Below are 19,552 nucleotides of genomic sequence, written 5' to 3'. Positions count from 1 at the left end.
GGTACCAGTCATTTCGTGTGACTGTTCCGTGACAGCGGGGCGCATTCTAGGCATCCCCCCCTGTCATGTCAACGCTTTTTTTACGAATTTTCTCTGTTTGCTATAAAAGTAAGCGCTTTGTCGATTCTCTCGCCAATTTTCTCTTTTGAGAGCAGATTCAATGTGATATCTAAAGACGGAGAATTACCGCCACCAGTCACAGCTACACGTAGCGGCATACCTACTTTACCCATGCCCACTTCTAATTCCTCAGCCGTATTATTAATAGCAGCTTGGATATTTTCTGGGTTCCACTCGTCTATAGCCATTAATTTATCTTTAACTAGCTCTAGTGGACCTTTAGCAACTGGACGAAGATGTTTTTTCGCTGCGTTCGCATCAAAATCTTCATAGTCTTGATAAAAGTATGTAGAAATCTCTGCTAACTCTTTCAGCGTTTTTACTCTATCAGCCTGAATAGCAATAATAGATTCAAGCGCTGGACCTGTCGTAAGGTCAACATTCAACTCTTCAAAATGCCATTTAGCATGCGAAGCTACTTCACTTGCTGGCAATGTCTTGATGTAGTGTTGATTCAACCAGATTAGCTTTTCTGTGTTAAACGCAGAAGCAGACTGGCCTATAGCGTCTAGGCTAAATTTCTCAATCATTTCATCAACTGAGAAAATTTCTTGGTCACCGTGAGACCACCCCAACCTTACAAGGTAATTAAGCACAGCTTGCGGTAAGAAACCGTCATCGCGATATTGCATTACACTTACTGCACCATGGCGCTTTGATAACTTTTTGCCGTCATCACCCAAAATCATAGAAACATGAGCATACTCTGGGATAGGTGCGCCAAGCGCTTCAAGGATGTTGATTTGGCGTGGCGTGTTATTAATATGGTCTTCGCCGCGAACTACATGAGTAATACCCATATCCCAATCATCAACAACTACACAGAAGTTATATGTAGGGGTACCGTCAGAACGCTGAATGATAAGATCGTCAAGCTCAGTATTGCTAATCTCAATTTTTCCGCGCACGTGATCATTAATAACCACTTTACCTTCCAGAGGGTTTTTGAAGCGAATAACAAAAGGCTGACCTTCAGGGTGATCCGTTCTGTCTCTCCACGTGCCTGGGTAACGAGGCTTCTCACCACGTTCTTTTTGCGCTTCACGAATTGAGTCTAATTCTTCAGAGCTCATAAAGCATTTATACGCTTTACCTTCATCCAAAAGCTGCTGGATAAGTTCTTTATATCTATCGAAACGCTCAGTTTGATAAATAGGACCCGTGTCCCACGTTAAACCTAACCATTGCATTCCGTCTAAAATGGCCTGCTTGGCTTCTTCAGTTGAACGTTCAATATCAGTATCTTCAATGCGCAGTACAAACTCGCCGCCTTTGCTTTTGGCAAGAAGCCAAGAATAAAGCGCAGTTCGTGCGCCGCCAACGTGAAGGTAGCCTGTTGGGCTGGGTGCAAATCGTGTAACAACCGACATGGTCACTCTCTATTGTTAATGTATTTCTAAAGTTGGGCGCATTCTACCAGTGTCCGCGCGACTTCAAAAGTAAGATAAGAATAGAAGGAAAAAGAAATCCCTTGAAGTAGTTTAGATGGTACGAAGAAAGTGAGGTATAAAGTGGACAGACACTTATTGTTGAAGCCCACTTTTTCAAAATTCTTTTCTTGCTGAAGTGGACACACACTCAGAAAAGTCTAACGCTCAAAGAGTGCCAGAACTGAAAAAACTCTAAAAAAGTAAGTGTGTGTCCGAAAAGACCAGGTACTTTAAATAAAAAGATTCTGCACGCACTTTATCAGGTTTACGTGAGTGTCTGTCCTTTCTCCTTCTTTCTCCTTCTCTCCTTTGTTTTTTCGTTGCGCGTTTTTAAGTGACTGTCCACTTGGTAATTCAATTAGATATTTCAAGAATAAAGTAAGCACCACTTTTATTTGGTTGGGTTTACTAGCGTTAAGCTACGAAAAAATAAGTGGGTGTCCACTTTGCGCTTGCACTTTGTCCTTGTTTGCCACTTCTTCTTTTAAAAAATGAGTGTGTGTCCATTGTGCGAAGCCAATTTAATTATATGTTTGTGGTAAATAAGTGACTGTCCACTTCAATTCCACCCAACCTCTATTTCAACTCTTAGTAAGAAGCAAGTGTCTGTCCCCCAAACTCCGACTGGCTCGTGTAAACCCACGCTGCAGTTTTTGTTTATCGATGAATTCAAAACGCGATTAAAAACGCTGTTCTTTTCATCAATTTAGTTAAGATGCAGCCAGAGTGTCTAAAATTCGGGCACACAGTCATTTTTCTTTAATTTTATTGTTGACACTAACGGAACCGACTCTATAATACCGCCCCACTTGCTTAGGCAAGCTTTAAAAAAATATGGACGCTTAGCTCAGTTGGGAGAGCATCGCCCTTACAAGGCGAGGGTCACTGGTTCAAGCCCAGTAGCGTCCACCACTTCTTCACCGTGGTTAAATAGTGAAATCAAAAATATGGACGCTTAGCTCAGTTGGGAGAGCATCGCCCTTACAAGGCGAGGGTCACTGGTTCAAGCCCAGTAGCGTCCACCACTTCCTCACCGTGGTTAAATAGTGAAATCAAAAATATGGACGCTTAGCTCAGTTGGGAGAGCATCGCCCTTACAAGGCGAGGGTCACTGGTTCAAGCCCAGTAGCGTCCACCACTTCCTCACCGTGGTTAAATAGTGAAATCAAAAATACGGACGCTTAGCTCAGTTGGGAGAGCATCGCCCTTACAAGGCGAGGGTCACTGGTTCAAGCCCAGTAGCGTCCACCATCCCTCTCAATATATCAATCTTTACAAACACAACAATCTAACTATGTTTAGTCGTTGTCACGTTAAAGCATTTTGGCTACTCCTACACCAAACCCAGCAATCATTATCAATAACCAGTACTGAAATTCAGCTACGAGCAGCTTCCATTATGCGATAGTCTCCATAAAGAACTATACTTAAGGTGTACTTACCGTGATATGGTAAGAAAAATAAGGGTTCTCATGTTTCAGAGGCTACTAATTGATGAAACTACACTTAGCTAGAAATACTAAGTTGTTAATTGCTGAAGACCAGGTGCTGGCGAAAAGCCATATGCACTATGCACTTGAGCAGTTAGGTTTCAAGAACATGAACTATGTTGATAGGCCCTCTCATGCCCTTTCGGCACTGCAAGAACATGATTATGACGCCATTATCTGCTCTTATAATTTGCGCTCTGAACAAGGCGGTTATTTTTTACTTGAGCAACTAAACGAAACTCAATCACTACCCCTTACCAGCGCATTCATCTTCACCAGTGCAGATACCTCAGCAGAAGTCGTCCACGCCATCATAGAGTTACAGCCGGATGAGTTTATCGCTAAGCCTTTTTCGGTTAACGAGTTAGACAGGCGACTTTCCAGAGTTTTATCAAGGAAAAAAGCGCTAAAGAATATCTATTCATTCATGGATAAAAAGGACTACGAAAAAGCCCTAGCCGAGGTTGAGTTCTTTCTATTGCAGCCTGAACAAGCCGAACACTTTCCGCTAGCGATGAAGATTAAAGGCGATTTGTTGATTATCACAGAAAGGTTTCAAGAAGCCGTAGCCTTCTTTGAATCGATAATTAACGTTCAAGATTTTAGCTGGGCAAAAATGGGGATCGCGAAGAGTCTGTTGGCACTCAATGAATTAGACGATGCCGAAAGAGAAGTTATCCAGTTAGCGATGCGACCTGACTCTGCGCTTGAGGCCTATGACTTACTCGCCAAACTACAAATTAAGCAGTCAGCTTTTGACGAAGCGCTGGAGTGTACATCGCTGGCGTGCAATATCTCACCTCAAAACATTGCTAGACATAAGTTAGCGATAAATTTGGCGCGGATCACCCATGATTACGAAAGTCAGTTTAACAGCGCTAAAAAGGTGGTCCGCTACGCGAAAGACTCTATCCATGACAAGCCAGATATTTATTTAACTGCCGCAAGAGCGGGTGTTGATTTTGCTATGACATCTGAGCCCGAACACGTAAACAGCATAGTTAAACAAACTAATGAGTATTTGCGACAGTTGAAAAAGGCTCACCCGAAAGCAGCCTTAAACGATGAGCTGACGGTGATTGACGCGCGTCTTCATTATTTGAAAGACGACACAGTGAAAGCACAAATGCTGTTGTCAGATTTTCACACTGATCATGCCCAACACCACTCCACAGAAGCCTTGCTTGATAGAGCCAAAGCCCTTCATGAAGTAGGAATGAAGAAAGAGTCCCTTGCGATTTTAGACGCCATTTCCTCAAGGCAGGATGAGGAGAACGATGAATTAAACCTCATGGCCACCTATTTAAAACAAGAGAAAGAAGAAAAAGAAGCGATTACGCTAAGCCCTAAAATACTTAACAACACCGCCGTTGCACAGTATAAACGGGGTAATTTAGAGCAGTCTTACACAACATTTGCTCAAGCGTTCCGCGTCATGCCTAAAAATCCCTCTATTGCGCTTAACTACCTTCAAGCAATAGTAAGGGCCCGAAAAGCTAACGCGCCTATGCTTCCCGACACCCTTTCGGCCATCAAAAAATGTAGAGAAACACTCGAGTCGGCAGCTTTGTCAGAAGATCAGTATTCTCGCTACGAGAACGTAAAAAGCATTCTAAAGAGCGAATGATAACGTCAGTCATTCCCCTCGCCCTTCTTATACCAATACGATTACTTAATTAGAGTAGACGACTACTGTCTCGTGATAGAGTTTGTCTTTATACTCAAGCTCGTGACTAAACGTCATTCCTAGCTTTTTCATAATATTGATAGACGCACTATTTTGCGGGTTAGCAATAGCAGAGAATTTTTCAACACCTATATCATACAGCGCTTCTTTAACAGACTCCGCAGCCTCTGTTGCGTAGCCCTTGCCCCACGTATGGCGCTTAAAACGCCATCCTAGTTCCATATTGTCACTTTCGGGGTGTTGAGTAAAAAAGCCAAAGGGTCGAACCAAAATCCAACCAATGCTTTCCTTTTCGACTAGCGTTTCCACGCGCCACAGTCCCCACCCTAGAGCTGGATTGGAATAGGCTTGGAAACGAGGAACAAAGATTTCCCGAATATCTTCCTTAGAAGACTTCTTGCCACCGTTGATATATTTCATGACAAGCTCATCTTGGTCGAGCTCCCATAAAAAGTCTGCGTCTTGTTCGGTGATATAATGGTAGGAAAGACGCGCACTGTCCTTGATATGCATATACTTCCTTTATCGTTATTATTTTTAATATACTTACACCGCTGAATATAGCTCATTTTTACAACAAACCAAACTTATTCGATGTATTTATTTTGCCCTACATTTTCCTTTAACGTAGAGTTAATTAACTAGCCTCCCAGCATGGCAAGGTGCTTGGTTGCCCCTGTTTTACCTTCATGCAAATAGTGTGTTTCGTGTTTTTGACCCAGCACATCTTGTAAAAAAGCGACCACTTCATCCACATGTCCAGTGGCAAGAAGATGTCTCATATCTATCCCATTTTCACTAAACAAGCATAGGTGAAGCTTTCCTGGGGCAGAAACACGTAGTCGATTACAAGTTTTACAAAAATCTTTGCTGTAAGGCATGATTAAGCCAATTTTACCGGCATAGTCAGGGTGGTAAAACTCTTGCGCTGGCCCCGCATCTTTTCTACGCAACAAAGGCTGCCAGCCCATTTCTAACAACGTACTTTTTAGCGGCGTACCACTTTGATGTTGCTTATTGAAAAACTGATTTAAGTCGCCTGTCTCCATTAGTTCTATAAACCGGAGCGTTACTGGCATATCTTTTAGCCAAGCAAGAAACCTATGAAGGCGGCTATCTGAAAAATCGTTGAGTAAGACAGAGTTCACTTTCACGTCTAAGCCGGCATCAATCGCTGCGTCTAACCCTCGAAGTACAGCTTTAAGCTTGTCTTGTCCTGTTATAGCGGCAAACTGACGGGGATCTAAACTGTCAATACTTACATTTACTTGGTGTAACCCTGCTTCTTTCCACTGATGCGCAAACTTTTCCATTCGCGCTCCATGTGTTGTCATCGCTACACGTTCGATACCAGGCGTATTACTTGTTAGCTGTAAAATATCAAGAAAGTCTCTTCGCAGCGTTGGTTCGCCGCCTGTTAGGCGCACTTTCGACGTACCTAGCTTAGCGAACGCTTTGAGCAAGGTATCAATTTCGTTTAGCGTCATAAACTGATCGCTTGTCGGGCCTTCATATCCGTCTGGCAAACAGTACTGACAACGAAAGTTGCACGCTTCGGTCACTGACAAACGTAAATAATGAAACTGTCTACCGAAACTATCTTCTAACAAACTAACTCCTTAATCCTGTGCTGCTTAGTCATTCAATTCACGGCTTTCTCAATCTAACATAAGCCAGTAAAACATTGAGTAAATAACAAGGTAACTAAATTAAACTACCTCTAGTGTACGCGCGGTGAAACCAAAATTAAACACATTCATCGCTATAAATAAGACCATTTTAATCTCTAGCCTATTTCAAAACGTACTTCAAAAAGCGAAAATCGCCCTACACGAGCAGGTTAGCTCAATATCTATTACAACGTTTACGAAAAGCGATTTTTTGAATCAGCGCGTTCCTAACACTGTAAACACAATAATAAAGCACACTATAAAATGAGAAAAAACCGTTTTCCTACCAATGTCGACGAACCTGTTAAATGGCACGTTCTCTCACAGCTTTGGCCTTATCTCCTAGAGTTCAAGCACCGTGTATTTCTTGCTCTACTCTGCCTAGTAGCAGCAAAACTTGCCAGTATCGGCCTACCCTATGTATTGAAATACACTGTCGATAGCTTAAATGGCGACCTAACCACGCTTGCATTAGCGGTACCTATCAGCCTTATCGTTGCCTACGGAACACTGCGTTTACTGAATGTTTTGCTCGGCGAAGTACGCGACACGCTATTTGGTCGGGTTACAGAGCGTGCCATGCGCCGCCTTGGACTAAAAGTCTTCAAACATTTGCACAACTTAGATTTGGGCTTTCATTTAAATCGACGCACAGGCGGATTGTCACGAGATATAGAGCGCGGTACCAACGGCGTAAGCTTCCTCATGCGTTTTATGGTGTTTAATATTGTTCCTACCCTGTTAGAGATCACTCTTGTTGTAGGCTTACTCTTGTTTCAGTTTGGCGTATCTTTCGCGTTAATTATTGTAGTTAGCGTGGTGGCTTACATTGGCTTTTCGATGAAAGCCACGGATTGGCGTACTCGCTTTGTTACTCAGATGAATGAAGCAGACTCGACCACCAATTCCCGGGCGGTAGACAGCCTGCTAAATTTTGAAACCGTTAAATATTTTAACAACGAATCCTTTGAAGCCAATCGCTACGACACGGATTTAGCTGCATGGGAAAAGGCACGAAGAAAAAACCGCTTGTCGCTATTTGCATTGAATGGCGGTCAAGCTGCCATTATCGCTATCGCCATGACATCTATGATGGCAAACGCCGCCTTTGGCGTCATGAATGGCGAAATGACCATAGGTGACTTTGTATTGATAAACGCCTTCACCATGCAAATTTTTATGCCCTTAAATTTCTTGGGGTTTGTGTACCGTGAAATTCGAGGGAGCCTTGCGAATATCGATAAGTTGTTTGACCTTCTCGCCCAAACTCCGGCCATAAAAGATGCCCACGACGCTACAGAATTAACCTGTGCGAACCCCGCACTGCAATTTAACAATGTTCATTTTGCATACACTGAGAATCGACAAATACTTAACGGCTTAAGCTTCGATGTACCGCCAGGCTCAAAAGTAGCGGTGGTAGGTGAAAGCGGCGCAGGAAAATCAACGCTGATGAAACTACTCTTTCGGTTTTATGAGCCACAACAGGGCGACATCACGATAAATGGAAAAGACATCGCATCGGTTACGCAACAAAGTCTGCGTTCACATATCGGCATTGTCCCTCAGGATACGGTGCTGTTTAACACTACCTTGCTGGAGAACATTCGCTACGGTAACCCTGATGCCAGCGATGAAGACATTAGACAAGTTATCAAACTCGCGCATCTTGAAGCATTTGTAGAAAGCCTACCTGAAAAGCTAGACACAACGGTAGGTGAGCGAGGCCTAAAACTTTCTGGTGGCGAAAAGCAGCGCGTATCTATCGCAAGGGCCTTACTTAAAAGCGCGCCAATCATGATTTTTGATGAAGCCACCAGCTCGTTAGACAGCACGTCAGAACGTGCGATATTAGCGGCCCTTCGCGACGCTGCTAAAGGACACACCAGCTTAGTCATCGCCCATAGACTGTCCACAATTGTTGATGCCGACAAGATCCTTGTACTTAAAAACGGTACCATTGTAGAGAAAGGGACACACACTTATTTGCTTGAGCAAGGTGGTGAATACGCAGCACTATGGCAAGCACAACAACGTGAAGATGAAGATCTCAACGAAAATTCCAAGTCAAAAGGTAATCAGTAAATGGACCCAACGCTTATTAAAGCCGCTATTAACCAAGTGATGCCCTTTGGTAAATACGCAGGAAGACGCCTATTTCATTTACCTGAACCCTATTTGGTCTGGTTTCACAAGCAAGGCTTTCCAGAAAACAAGCTTGGTGAACAGCTCGCTTTAATGTATGAAATTAAGCTAAACGGTTTAGAGTCTGTTGTAGAACCGCTATTAAATGACGACTAGCAATCACACGGGGACTCAGCGTCCCCTAATGGCAAAATGAGTAAACTCTAACCACACGATGATTTATGTTGGCAAGACCCAGAAAGCAACGTCGAAATGACGTAAACGAACGCATCAAAAAAATACATAATGCCATTGCCGACAAACTGATGTTGCAACCAGAGCTATTCGAAGAAGTCGAAAAAACATTAGAAACCCGTTATCACAACAAAATGATGCGCTATGGAAGCTACCTTCTTTGGAAAGGAATAATTGAGGCTCGCCATCAACCAGACGTATTTAAGGCGCTTCTTTTGGCTGACGACGAGCGCACAGCCAACTTAAGAAGAGAAACCATCTTCGTCGGTATTTTAAGTGAAGATGAACGAGCCGCTATTTTTGCAAGTTAACCAATTGCTAGTTTAGCTTCTGGGTATTTAATGCGGCTTATTCGAGGGCTGGCAATAAAATAAGCCAATGTCAAAGGCCCTAATCTACCCGCGTACATTAGTAAGATAATGATCCACTCACCACTGTTTGACAGCTCGCCAGTTAGCCCTCTGGAAAGACCCACGGTCCCAAGAGCAGAAACCGCTTCGAACACGATATCCAAAAAGTCAGCTTTTTCTGACATTAATAAAAGAAAAATAGCTATCCACGTAATACCTATGGAAATCATCGTAAGCGCTAGCGCTTTGCTGATAGTGTCATTTGAAATTGTTCTGCCAAAGAGTCGTGGCGCAGCTCCCCGCTGAATATAGTTGTATGCGGCAATGATCAAAACGATGAAAGTCATCAGTTTTATACCGCTTGCGGTACTCATTGAGCCCCCGCCGATAAACATTAACAACAACATTAATGCTGTCGTTGGATCTTCTAACGATGCTATATCCAGCGTATTAAAGCCGGCTGTTCTTGGAGTAACGGCTTGAAACCAAGATGCCCATAATGCGCTTTGAGTATCGAGGTTCGCCAAGGTTGCAGGATTATCACTTTCAATAACAAAGATAAGCAAAAAGGCGGTTACGTTGACAATTAGCGTACCCAATATCATTGTCTTGGCATACACAGAGATACGTTGCCATCTGCGCTTTTTATGAAGCTCTATCCAAACGGAAAACCCGAGACCACCAATAATAAATAATGCAGAAATAGTGATGTTGATAATCGGGTCTCCCACATAGGCGGAAAGACTATCCCCACTAAGTGCAAATCCTGCGTTGTTGAACGCAGAAATGGTGTAAAAAAACGCGTGAAATAACGCTTCACTTACTCCTTTTTCCTGCATCCAGTAGGCCGACAGAATACAAAAACCCACTAACTCAACGAAGAAGGCAAAAATCAGTACCGACTTTGCTGTAGACACAAGCGTTGATAAATCTGTTTGATTAAACGCCTCCTTCACTGCCGATTGCTGCAAGAAACTTATTTTACTTCCTAAGGCAATGAGCGTGACAATGGCAAACGTCATCAACCCTAAGCCCCCCAGCTGAATTAAAACCGCAATCACCGCTTGTCCAGCAGTTGTAAAAACAGATCCGGTATCGACAACCACAAGACCCGTTACTGTCACCGCCGATGTGGAAGTAAATAGGCTTTGGATCCACGAGATGGGCTCATGAGTCATCATTGGTAATTTTAGGATAACGGTGCCTAAGAAAATCACCGCCACAAAGCTTAGAGAGAGAATAAGAGGCGGCCCTACCTGAATTTTATTGATACCTTTAGGCGAGCGCTCTATAGGTCTATAGCCAGGATCCCATCTGTTCATTGTGCTAGCCTAGGCGCTATTTTAACAAGGTTCTCTCTATGGCCGCAGAGAATAACGGTATCTTTCGAAGTAACTTCAAAGTCTAACGATGGATTATGATGTAGCTGGTGACCTCGCTTAACTAACAAACAAGAGACCTGCCCCTTTCCGACGGACAGCACGTCTTTTAAGCGCTGTGAAGAAAAGTGTTCAGACAAAATGACATCAACGATATAAACGCCGTGCCCTATACCCAAGTAGTCATTCACCATTGGATAGTTAAGCGCTTGTGCCACCCTTGCTCCCATCTCTTCTTCAGGGTGAATAATTTTCGATACACCCAGCTTGGATAAAATAGCGTGGTGAGCAGAGCTATTAGCTTTCACCCAAATATTGGCTACGCCCAAGTTTTTTAGTGCTAACGTACACAGTAAGCTAGCTTGCATATCCTCGCCAATAGCAACAAGCACGGCTTCGCTCTGACACAAGTTTAATTCCTTGAGTGCACGCTCATCACTGGCATCACACACAACGCACTGTGTAAACTCACCTGCATACTGTTCAACCAGCTTTTCACTTTGGTCAATTCCTGTAACGGTGTGTCCCATATGAATTAACTCTAAACTGGCCGTTAAGCCAAACTTGCCAAGCCCAATTACACTAAAGTGCGACATTAATTAGCCTCCGGTTTATCAACCGCTATTCGGTAGCCTTGTTTAGGCATTGTCTCTATTAAATCTTTCTCGAACGGATCTATCTTCTTTCTTAGCTGTCTTACAAGAACGCGGATGTAGTGGGTATCTTCACTGTGGTGCAGACCCCATATTCTTCTTAACAATTCTTGCTGACTAACAAACGCCCCAGGCTGTTTTGTAAGCTCGTCAAGAAGCTGAACTTCTTTTGGGGCGAGCGCGATAACTTCGCCTTCAACGAGCAGCCGTCGCTCGGTAATATCCAATGCTATCTTGCCAATCTGTCGTGTGGGCGTTGTGGGCTCAACCACAGGATTGAAGTCTCTAAGCAGTACTTTCACCCGGGTGACAAGCTCTCTGATCCCAAAAGGCTTGCTAACATAATCATTGGCCCCCCGGGACAACAGGTCGACCTTGTCTAACTCCTGATCTCTTGCAGACAACACGAGCACTGGCAGGCGACTAGATTCTCTTATGCGTTTAAGTACTTCACTCCCCTCACCATCAGGTAACCCTAAATCGAGTATGACAAGGTCTGGACGGTGCTGATTAAACAATGACAAAGCTTCTCGAACCGAAGCAGCTTCAACACAAAGGTAGCCTTCTGCACCTAGCGCAATGCTCAGCATCTGACGAATATTCGCATCATCTTCAACAAGTAGAATGGTGTGGCTCATTGCGCTAATCCCTTTTTGGAATTGTAATACTGACGAGAAGGCCTGGTGTGGTATTCGACAGCTTGATAGCACCACTATGGGCGTGAACTATGCCTGCTGCTACGCTTAGCCCTAAGCCAATGCCGCCTTTTCCACTATCGCTGCGACGACTGGTTTGAAAAAGCTGTATTGGCGCTTGTAGCTGTTCATCGCTGATCCCTTCGCCTTTATCGGCTATTTGAAACTTAAACTCTCCATCAGAGTGGCTAACCATCAGCAATACACTGTCATCGCTGAATTTAAGGGCATTATCAATTACGTTAAATAAAGCTTGTTCAAACAGTGATTCAGACACAGTTATACCGCGACTGTCACTGTTGTTGATCACTTTTAGTCGTCCACTGTTAATACGACTTTCAAGGTTAGCTAAAAAGGCAGTCAGGTTTACATGGGTTAAATTTAGCGCTAACGCGTTATGCTCAATTCGTGTGGCTTGAAGCAGGTTCTCAACGTAAACATAAAGGCGTTTACCTTCATCGTGAACCCCTTTTAACAGTGCCTGTCTCTCAATGTCATCAAGCTTGTCTTGATATGTCATATAGGTTTCAACAGAACCGATAATGGTAGAGAGCGGCGTACGCAAATCGTGGGACACAGATCGCAGGACACTAGATTGTGTTTTAACAACCTGTAGTGCATGTTGTTGAGAATTAACGTAGACAGCAAGCTCGCTAATGAGGATGGCTACAATGATGAAAACGACAAAATTTATGCTGTCTTCAACTTCTGCAATTTGAAATGAGTGCAAAGGCTCGGTGAAAAAATAATTAAAGCTCAGTGCTCCGGCTACCCCTGCAAGCAAGCCGTAAAACCTTGAGGTCGTTAACGCCACAATGGCACACGCAAGCTGTAGAATGAGCAAAATACCGCCAAGCGGCAGTAACCAGTTGCTAAGTGCTAAACACCCTAAAATAGCCACAGCCATAATAAAGAGTGTATAGAAACCGTGTTTAAATTGGGTCATAGGTCAATCGTGTTTACTTCAACACAATGAGCATATCAACCTAACCTCAAATATACGCGTAAAATTTAGGTAAAAAAAACGGCATCCCAATGATGCCGTTTCTTCAAATTGCCAAAGCGATGTTGGTCACTTTAAGCATTACGCAAATGATCAGCCACCAAGAATGCCATTTCAAGTACTTGGTCTGCATTTAAGCGCGGGTCGCATTGCGTTTTGTAGGCTTGCGCTAAGTCTTCATCGCTAATTTCATAAGCACCGCCTGTACACTCCGTTACGTGCTGACCGGTCATTTCAAGGTGAATACCACCTGCGTGAGTACCTTCTGCTTCGTGAGCTTGGAAGAACTGCTTAATTTCTTTCAAAATTGCATCGAAGTTACGGGTTTTATAGCCGCTAGATGCCGAGAACGTGTTGCCGTGCATCGGGTCAGAGCTCCACACAACGTGTCTGCCTTCAGCTTTCACTTTACGCAATAAGCGTGGCAAATTGTCGGCTAAATTATCGGCGCCCATACGCGTAATTAGCGTTAAACGACCTGGATCGTTTAGCGGGTTAAGCGCATCAATCAAACGAATAAGCTCGTCTTCTTGCATGCTTGGCCCCACTTTCACACCAATTGGGTTGTGAATGCCACGGAAAAACTCAACGTGCGCATGGTCAAGTTGACGGGTACGCTCGCCAATCCACACCATGTGAGCCGAACAATCGTAAGGCTTACCGGTAAGGGTATCGATGCGTGTTAGCGCCTGCTCATAGTTCAACAGCAATGCTTCATGCGACGTGAACAGTGAAGTCTCGTGCAGCGTAGAACTGGTTTGTGCGTTAATACCAATAACATCCATAAACTCAAGGGTGTCTTGAATACGGTTGGCCATATCAGAATAACGCTCTTTAAGCGGATTGTTTTCAACGAACGCCATGTTCCAGCGGTTAACTTCATGAAGGTCGGCCAAACCACCTTGTGCGAACGCGCGAAGTAAATTCAGGGTTGACGCACTGCGATGGTAGGCTTCCAACAAACGGTCAGGATCTGGTCGACGGGCCGCTTCGGTAAATTCGAAGTTGTTGATGATATCACCACGATAGCTTGGCAAGGTCACGCCATCGCGGGTTTCGAAATCTGATGAGCGCGGCTTGGCGTACTGGCCTGCCATACGGGCAACCTTAGTTACCGGACAACGACCAGCAAAGGTAAGCACAATGGCCATTTGAAGAATAACTTTAAAGGTATCGCGAATTTTAGGCGCATTAAATTCGTCAAACGACTCAGCACAGTCGCCGCCTTGTAAAAGAAAGCCTTTACCCAAGCTGACTTCACCTAGCTGGCGTCTAAGCTCGCGGGCTTCAGCAGCAAATACAAGCGGTGGATAAGAACTTAATGTTTGCTCTACTTCTTTTAAACGTACTTTGTCGTCGTACTCTGGTTGCTGAAGAATAGGTTTATTTCTCCAACTGTCTACTTGCCAATTACTCAACGGTGTTCTCCTGAATAAAAAACGTAGGGCAAACGTTTTACTGAAAATATTTATTGAAGCTAGATGCTTCGAATAAAAAGACTGTAACGCGCTTAACAGTGCGTCTGTAGCGCTTTTTTCTAATCAGCCTAATGTGAAAATGTGAATCTAAAAAAATGCTGGGGGCACTTTACCACATTTATTCTAGGGAAATAGGTGCGCAAACTTGAATTTCTAGAAAGTTATCGTGCTTGCTTATAGCAAAATGGCATTCAAACACACTTTCTAAGTTTGTTTGCGTGGCCACCTCTTGTGGCTTACCGAACGCTACCATACGACCTTTTTGCATAAGCCATAAACTATCGCAATTGTTGGCACTAAGCGCGATGTCGTGAGACGTCATAAGTAGGGTATTCCCTTTATCGCAAAGGAATTTTACCAAACTAGCCAGTGCATATTGATGTCTTATATCAAGTCCTTGCAATGGCTCGTCTAAAAGCACAACCCCCTCTCCGCGCTCTAACTGCGGCCATATTTGCAAAAGCGAACGACAAATTTCTACTCGCTGACGCTCACCGCCAGAAAGCTGGGTGACAATTTGGTTCAAGAAACCCGATATTTCGAGTGCTTTTTCTAAAACCGGAGGAATTAGTACATCTTGCTGTGCTGTTGCATAAAAGCTTAGGTACTCTTTTACCGACAAGTGAAAACCACTTTCGCTTTGTTGCGCTAATAAGGTGCGCACACTCGCAAGTGTTGCCAGCGACCAATCGTTCATTGGTTTACCTAGCAGCATGACGGTGCCCTCATCAGCGTCAATAAGGCCCGCAAGAATAAGCAACATTGTTGATTTCCCTGCCCCATTTGGCCCTATTATGTGAACGCACTCGCCTTTTTTTGCACGTAAACCTTCCACCGAAAGTCGCGATGCCACTTTTACATTCTGTAAGCTTAAAACGGTACGACTATCTGCTAGGTTATGGCTATTCGTTGGGCTATTGCAATCAGCAACGTCATCTTTAACGCTAACGTTTTGCTTAGGGTTAGTAATTATGGTGTCTTGCTCACTAGCATTTATTCGTTCATTGCTGCCAGAATCAGGGCGTTGCTGGGGTCTAAAATTGTTTGTCGTCATTTCATTTCCCCTCCACTACCCTTTTATTTGACCATTAGCTAATGCCCAAATTAATAATGGACCGCCTAACGTAGCTGTTACCATAGACACCGGAAGCGTAATGGCACGGGTCATTTCAGAGCTTAACGCAACCAGCATCAGCAGACTTGCACCACTTAATGCACTTAACGGCAACAAATAGCGATTATTATGCCCGATGATCAAACGTAAGATATGCGGTACTAATAAGCCAACAAAAGCAATAGAGCCTGCCATAGACACCGCAGTGCCTACAGCAATAGCGCAAACAATGAGTGCGCGCTCAGTGAGCTTCTCCACATCCACACCACTGCTTTTTGCTGCAAGTTCACCAGCATAGAGCTTGTTTAAATCGCCGGCGAAATAAAGCTGTAATGCGACAGCAACAGCGATTAACGGGCCGCCCACTGACAAAATTAACCAGTTAGTTTGGTACAAACTACCCATTAACCAGAAAGTAAGATTGCGCAGGGCATTAGCGTCGCTGAACATGTAAAGCCACGCTATAACGGCGCCGCTAAGAGTAGAGATGGCAATACCCGCTAGAATAACAGCCGTAGAGGAGCCCAACAGTTTTCTGGCTAAGCGGTAGATAATAAATGTAGATAACAACGCACCAATAAAACATCCCAAAGGCAGCAAATAGTGTAGGTACGCTGTAGCCCATTGTGGGGTTAGCAATAGCAAAAGCGCAGCAACCAAGCTTGCGCCACTCGTAATGCCAATAATTCCCGGATCTGCCAGGGGATTTCGCAGTACTACTTGCAAGGTAGCGCCACTTGTAGACAGTGCCGCCCCTACTAAACACGCAGTGAGAATAAGCGGTATTTGAAGCTGAACAATAATATGCTGTTTTAGTTCAGCCGCCGTATCAGACAGCCCTGTCACGCCAACAATCCCTACCACACCTATGACGAGTGACAAAAGTACTGTTATTACAACCAAAGTGACGGCGGTGCGTTTAGTTCCTGTCATTGTCAATACGGTTTCTCAACGTGGGCTTTCGAGATGGTTTATCAATATGATTTGCGTTTATTGTTGTTGGGTTTGTTTAATATGCGCAATCAAACCGTCCGACGCTTCTTCGATAAGATCCAACACCAGCTCAAAGCCGCGCTTGCCGCCATAATATGGATCAGGTACTTCTTTATCGTCTGCATTTGTAAAATCAAGAAACAGCTTAATTTTATCGTGGTACTGGCTAGGCGACATACCGTGCAAATTAGCAAGGTTGCTGTTATCCATGGCAAGAATGAAATCAAATCGCTCAAAGTCGCTTTCATCCACACGTCGGCATTTTAGCCCTTTGAAACTGTAGCCTCGTTCTACGCCTGCGGCTTGCGAACGCTTATCGGGCGGGTTACCAATGTGATAGCCGTGGGTTCCCGCTGAGTCAATTTCAATATTTAATCCGGCTTGTGCAGCCTTGTGTTTGAACACGGCTTCTGCGGTTGGAGAACGACAAATATTACCCAAACACACGAACAACACCGATGTAGATTGTTTCATTCAAAATCCTATTTCAACACAGTGACGGAGCGCGACTAAACTTTATGCCTAGTTTCACGTATGATACGCCGTCAGAAAAATTGTGGAGTTAGTATGACCGCACATGTACTTATGCTAAGTAGCTCACGCCAAGGCGACGAGGCTTACTTAGAGCACGCAAGAGCGCTTATTTTTGCACACTTAGGCGAAATTCGCGACCTTCTATTTGTTCCTTATGCCGCCGTCACTCAAACGTACGATAGCTATGTAGACGCCGTTGCTACTGCCCTGCCAGAGTGCAAGGTTACTGGGCTACATTCCGTTGAAGATCCGGTTGCCGCGGTAAATAACGCAAAGAAAAACGGCCAAGCCATTGTTGTAGGCGGTGGAAACACCTTTCACCTGCTTTCTACCCTTTATGCAAACGCGCTTATTGTGCCAATAAAGCACGCCATCGCCGATTGCACGCCTTATATTGGCTGGAGTGCAGGTTCGAATATTTGTGGTCAATCAATTAGAACCACTAACGACATGCCCATTATCGAGCCGCCGAGTTTTGATGCACTAGATATCGTGCCGTTTCAGTTAAACCCGCATTACACCGATTATCAGCCGCCGGGTCACAATGGCGAAACCCGCGACCAACGTTTGGCAGAGTTCACCACGCTTAATCCAACCACGCCAGTAGTTGCTATTCGCGAAGGCACAGCGCTGCGCCTTACTCATAATCAACTTACCCTAGTAGGTGAAAAAGACGGCTTTATCTTTCTAGGTGAAGAAAAAACGCCAATTCATTCAGGTGATGATTTAACTTATTTGCTTGATAGCGGCGAATAACGCCTCATCGTTGGGCGCTACCTGGTAAGGAATTTCTGCCAGTAGCGGTTCGGGTAACATGGCTTTAAGAGAGTGCAGATTTTCTTGGTATCGCGTCATGTTACCCGTGATGTCGTTCGCAACCCATCCTTTAATGGTAAGTCCATCGGCGCGAATTGCTTCTGCAGTTAATAACGCATGATTTAAGCAACCCAAACGCATGCCTACAACTAAAATCACATCCATTTTGAGTGTTTTCACGACATCAGAAAGATAGTAAGTGGGCGTATACTCATCACCTACCGTTAGCGGTAAACGCCACCCACCTGCACCTTCCATTAACAAAAGATCTGGTTGATAGGCGTGCAGTTCGTCAAGCCCTTTTGCAATCTCGTCAAACGTTAACGTAACACCTTCTTCAAGGGCAGCAATATGTGGTGCAATAGCCGGCTTTAGTGCAATTGGGTTTATTTGATGCAAAGGAAGTGTCTGTCCACTTTCTTCGTTTTTTTCATTTGCGCTTTTTAGCTGGTTATTATCTGTAATTTTAATGGCTTTATTTGTGCGTATTTTGGAGCACGCTTGCTGAATATTTAGCGCATCTTCGTTAACCCACTCGCCGTTTATCTGTTCGCATCCGGCTGCAATAGGCTTGTAGCCGATGGCGCTTAACGAGGATTTTTGCGCAGCTTGTAGTAGTTGGCAGGTAACATAGGTTTTACCTACTTCGGTGTCGGTACCGGTAATGAAATACTGCTTCATCGTTTTTCCAATCTAAAATGACTTACGCGGTAGGTAAGCGGTAACTTACTTTCTACACCGCTCATATTGCTGTAGGCCATGGCTAATTTTTTAATATCTCGACGGGTGAGCGGCGGTTGTTTTTGGCCTGTCTCTCCTGCCCCAACTCCCTTCACAGAGCGCAATAGCGACATTATATCGTGGTGAGAATCGACATAGTCCTTAGTAATCACCCGTTGCAAAGAAAGGCCCGACTGCTTAAAGCCATTTACCCATTGTGCGGTTGTTGGCATATAGGTTTCGGCTTGCGGAAGCTGCGCTACTTTGCGCGCCGTTTTAAGCTCACTAAATGAACCCGCCACCATAATCGCCAGCTCGGCAATACCACTCTTTTCAAGCACTCGCGCTATCTCATTAGCAACAAGCCTAGTATCGCTAACCCACTGAAGCGCCATAGATGAAAATACGGTTGAAAATTGGCTATCAGAGAAAGGCAAATCAACAGCACTACCTTCTACGAAAATGGGGTCAGAGTACATTTTTCTGGCCTGCGCTAACATGCCCTCGGCAATGTCTACGCCAGTTGCGGCTGCACCTTTATTTGCAAGCGTTTGGGTATGAATGCCAGTACCACAGCCAATATCAAGAGCCGTACCCTGTAGGTCTATCGGTAAGTTCGCTAATGCCTGCTTAGCAATAATGCGCTGAACACTCGCAATACTGTTGTACTGCGCAGCCGCTTTTGAAAAGCGATGTGCCACGTCCTGCTCGTTAATTGCTGAAGCAGTATCATTGCGTTCAGCTTTTGCAGGGCCTTTAGTTGTTATAGAGCCTTCAGCTGTAATATAGCCCTCAGTCTTAGCGTTTTTCTCAGTATTCAAATGTGCCGCAGCTTTGGAAGAGCAATCAGAAGGGTAAGCAGTTTCAACTGTGAGAGTCCCTTCAGCGTTGGTCGCACTTTTAAAATCGAGAGGTGCCTCGGACGAAAAAGCCCCGTTTGCCTTAAAAGCCGCCTGCGCCGCGTCACGCGACAGCTTACCGTCGAAGAGACTTCTCGATTCTGCCGACATAGCAGCTTTTATAGCGGGACTTAGTGACATC

Annotated in this window: 18 protein-coding genes and 4 tRNA genes; 9 read left to right on the top strand and 13 right to left on the bottom strand. The window is 44.5% G+C overall.

Annotated features, from left to right (window positions below):
• Nucleotides 1-80 precede the first annotated feature (80 nt).
• Nucleotides 81-1,490, bottom strand: coding sequence for a glutamate--tRNA ligase (gene gltX / locus MHN00_RS14450; RefSeq protein ID WP_239301561.1), 1,410 nt, complete (start codon nt 1,488-1,490; stop codon nt 81-83).
• 896 nt (nt 1,491-2,386) lie between these two features.
• On the opposite strand from gltX, the gene MHN00_RS14445 reads away from it, so the two are divergent.
• From MHN00_RS14445 to MHN00_RS14425, 5 genes are all read left to right on the top strand, one after another.
• A tRNA-Val gene (locus tag MHN00_RS14445) sits at nt 2,387-2,462 on the top strand.
• Nucleotides 2,463-2,499: 37 nt separating this feature from the next.
• A tRNA-Val gene (locus MHN00_RS14440) sits at nt 2,500-2,575 on the top strand.
• Between the two features lie 37 nt (nt 2,576-2,612).
• Nucleotides 2,613-2,688: transfer RNA gene (locus MHN00_RS14435), tRNA-Val, on the top strand.
• A 37-nt stretch (nt 2,689-2,725) separates the two neighbouring features.
• A tRNA-Val gene (locus MHN00_RS14430) sits at nt 2,726-2,801 on the top strand.
• A gap of 243 nt (nt 2,802-3,044) precedes the next feature.
• Nucleotides 3,045-4,667: a response regulator gene (locus MHN00_RS14425; RefSeq protein WP_075176256.1), complete on the top strand. Its 1,623-nt coding sequence runs from the start codon at nt 3,045-3,047 to the stop codon at nt 4,665-4,667.
• A gap of 45 nt (nt 4,668-4,712) precedes the next feature.
• On the opposite strand, the gene MHN00_RS14420 is transcribed toward MHN00_RS14425, so the two are convergent.
• Both MHN00_RS14420 and moaA read right to left on the bottom strand, forming a co-directional pair.
• Nucleotides 4,713-5,240, bottom strand: a complete 528-nt coding sequence (locus MHN00_RS14420) for a GNAT family N-acetyltransferase (protein ID WP_014948922.1) — start codon at nt 5,238-5,240, stop codon at nt 4,713-4,715.
• A 128-nt stretch (nt 5,241-5,368) separates the two neighbouring features.
• Nucleotides 5,369-6,337: a GTP 3',8-cyclase MoaA gene (moaA, locus tag MHN00_RS14415; protein WP_101563948.1), complete on the bottom strand. Its 969-nt coding sequence runs from the start codon at nt 6,335-6,337 to the stop codon at nt 5,369-5,371.
• Nucleotides 6,338-6,661: 324 nt separating this feature from the next.
• Between moaA and MHN00_RS14410 the strand changes: the two genes are divergently transcribed.
• From MHN00_RS14410 to MHN00_RS14400, 3 genes are all read left to right on the top strand, one after another.
• Complete coding sequence (locus tag MHN00_RS14410) at nt 6,662-8,482, top strand: ABC transporter ATP-binding protein/permease (protein WP_239301559.1); 1,821 nt, start codon at nt 6,662-6,664, stop codon at nt 8,480-8,482.
• The gene (locus MHN00_RS14405; RefSeq protein WP_014948919.1) at nt 8,483-8,698 is read left to right on the top strand and encodes a DUF3820 family protein; all 216 of its coding nucleotides are present in this window, start codon (nt 8,483-8,485) and stop codon (nt 8,696-8,698) included. It begins immediately after the preceding gene.
• 65 nt (nt 8,699-8,763) lie between these two features.
• The gene (locus MHN00_RS14400) at nt 8,764-9,087 is read left to right on the top strand and encodes a hypothetical protein (protein WP_239301557.1); all 324 of its coding nucleotides are present in this window, start codon (nt 8,764-8,766) and stop codon (nt 9,085-9,087) included.
• Here MHN00_RS14400 and MHN00_RS14395 read toward each other — a convergent pair.
• From MHN00_RS14395 to MHN00_RS14360, 8 genes are all read right to left on the bottom strand, one after another.
• Nucleotides 9,084-10,448, bottom strand: a complete 1,365-nt coding sequence (locus MHN00_RS14395) for a TrkH family potassium uptake protein (RefSeq protein WP_039227356.1) — start codon at nt 10,446-10,448, stop codon at nt 9,084-9,086. The genes MHN00_RS14400 and MHN00_RS14395 overlap by 4 nt on opposite strands.
• Nucleotides 10,445-11,101, bottom strand: a complete 657-nt coding sequence (locus MHN00_RS14390) for a TrkA family potassium uptake protein (RefSeq protein WP_239301555.1) — start codon at nt 11,099-11,101, stop codon at nt 10,445-10,447. Before MHN00_RS14390 ends, MHN00_RS14395 begins: the two co-directional genes overlap by 4 nt.
• The gene (locus MHN00_RS14385) at nt 11,101-11,796 is read right to left on the bottom strand and encodes a response regulator transcription factor (RefSeq protein ID WP_075176251.1); all 696 of its coding nucleotides are present in this window, start codon (nt 11,794-11,796) and stop codon (nt 11,101-11,103) included. Before MHN00_RS14385 ends, MHN00_RS14390 begins: the two co-directional genes overlap by 1 nt.
• A 4-nt stretch (nt 11,797-11,800) precedes the next feature.
• Nucleotides 11,801-12,799: a DUF4118 domain-containing protein gene (locus MHN00_RS14380; RefSeq protein WP_156078139.1), complete on the bottom strand. Its 999-nt coding sequence runs from the start codon at nt 12,797-12,799 to the stop codon at nt 11,801-11,803.
• A gap of 131 nt (nt 12,800-12,930) precedes the next feature.
• Complete coding sequence (locus MHN00_RS14375; RefSeq protein WP_014978802.1) at nt 12,931-14,274, bottom strand: 3-deoxy-7-phosphoheptulonate synthase class II; 1,344 nt, start codon at nt 14,272-14,274, stop codon at nt 12,931-12,933.
• A gap of 178 nt (nt 14,275-14,452) precedes the next feature.
• Nucleotides 14,453-15,388, bottom strand: coding sequence for an ABC transporter ATP-binding protein (locus tag MHN00_RS14370; protein ID WP_239301553.1), 936 nt, complete (start codon nt 15,386-15,388; stop codon nt 14,453-14,455).
• A gap of 15 nt (nt 15,389-15,403) precedes the next feature.
• Entirely contained in the window at nt 15,404-16,381 is a 978-nt protein-coding gene (locus tag MHN00_RS14365; protein ID WP_239301552.1) for an iron chelate uptake ABC transporter family permease subunit, read from the bottom strand.
• Between the two features lie 57 nt (nt 16,382-16,438).
• On the bottom strand, nt 16,439-16,915 hold the full coding sequence (locus MHN00_RS14360) for a low molecular weight protein-tyrosine-phosphatase (RefSeq protein ID WP_239301551.1): 477 nt from the start codon (nt 16,913-16,915) through the stop codon (nt 16,439-16,441).
• Between the two features lie 93 nt (nt 16,916-17,008).
• On the opposite strand from MHN00_RS14360, the gene pepE reads away from it, so the two are divergent.
• The gene (gene pepE, locus MHN00_RS14355) at nt 17,009-17,731 is read left to right on the top strand and encodes a dipeptidase PepE (RefSeq protein WP_014978798.1); all 723 of its coding nucleotides are present in this window, start codon (nt 17,009-17,011) and stop codon (nt 17,729-17,731) included.
• On the opposite strand, the gene bioD is transcribed toward pepE, so the two are convergent.
• Nucleotides 17,702-18,472, bottom strand: a complete 771-nt coding sequence (gene bioD, locus MHN00_RS14350; protein WP_239301550.1) for a dethiobiotin synthase — start codon at nt 18,470-18,472, stop codon at nt 17,702-17,704. The genes pepE and bioD overlap by 30 nt on opposite strands.
• A complete protein-coding gene (locus tag MHN00_RS14345) occupies nt 18,469-19,551 on the bottom strand; it encodes a methyltransferase domain-containing protein (protein WP_239301549.1) in 1,083 nt (360 codons plus the stop codon). The genes bioD and MHN00_RS14345 overlap by 4 nt, the downstream gene beginning before the upstream one ends.
• Between the last annotated feature and the right edge of the window lies 1 nt (nt 19,552).

The sequence above is a fragment of the Alteromonas sp. Cnat2-8 genome (assembly GCF_022348355.1).
Classification (GTDB): Bacteria; Pseudomonadota; Gammaproteobacteria; order Enterobacterales; family Alteromonadaceae; genus Alteromonas; species Alteromonas macleodii.
This window is presented reverse-complemented; position numbering and strand designations above follow the sequence as displayed.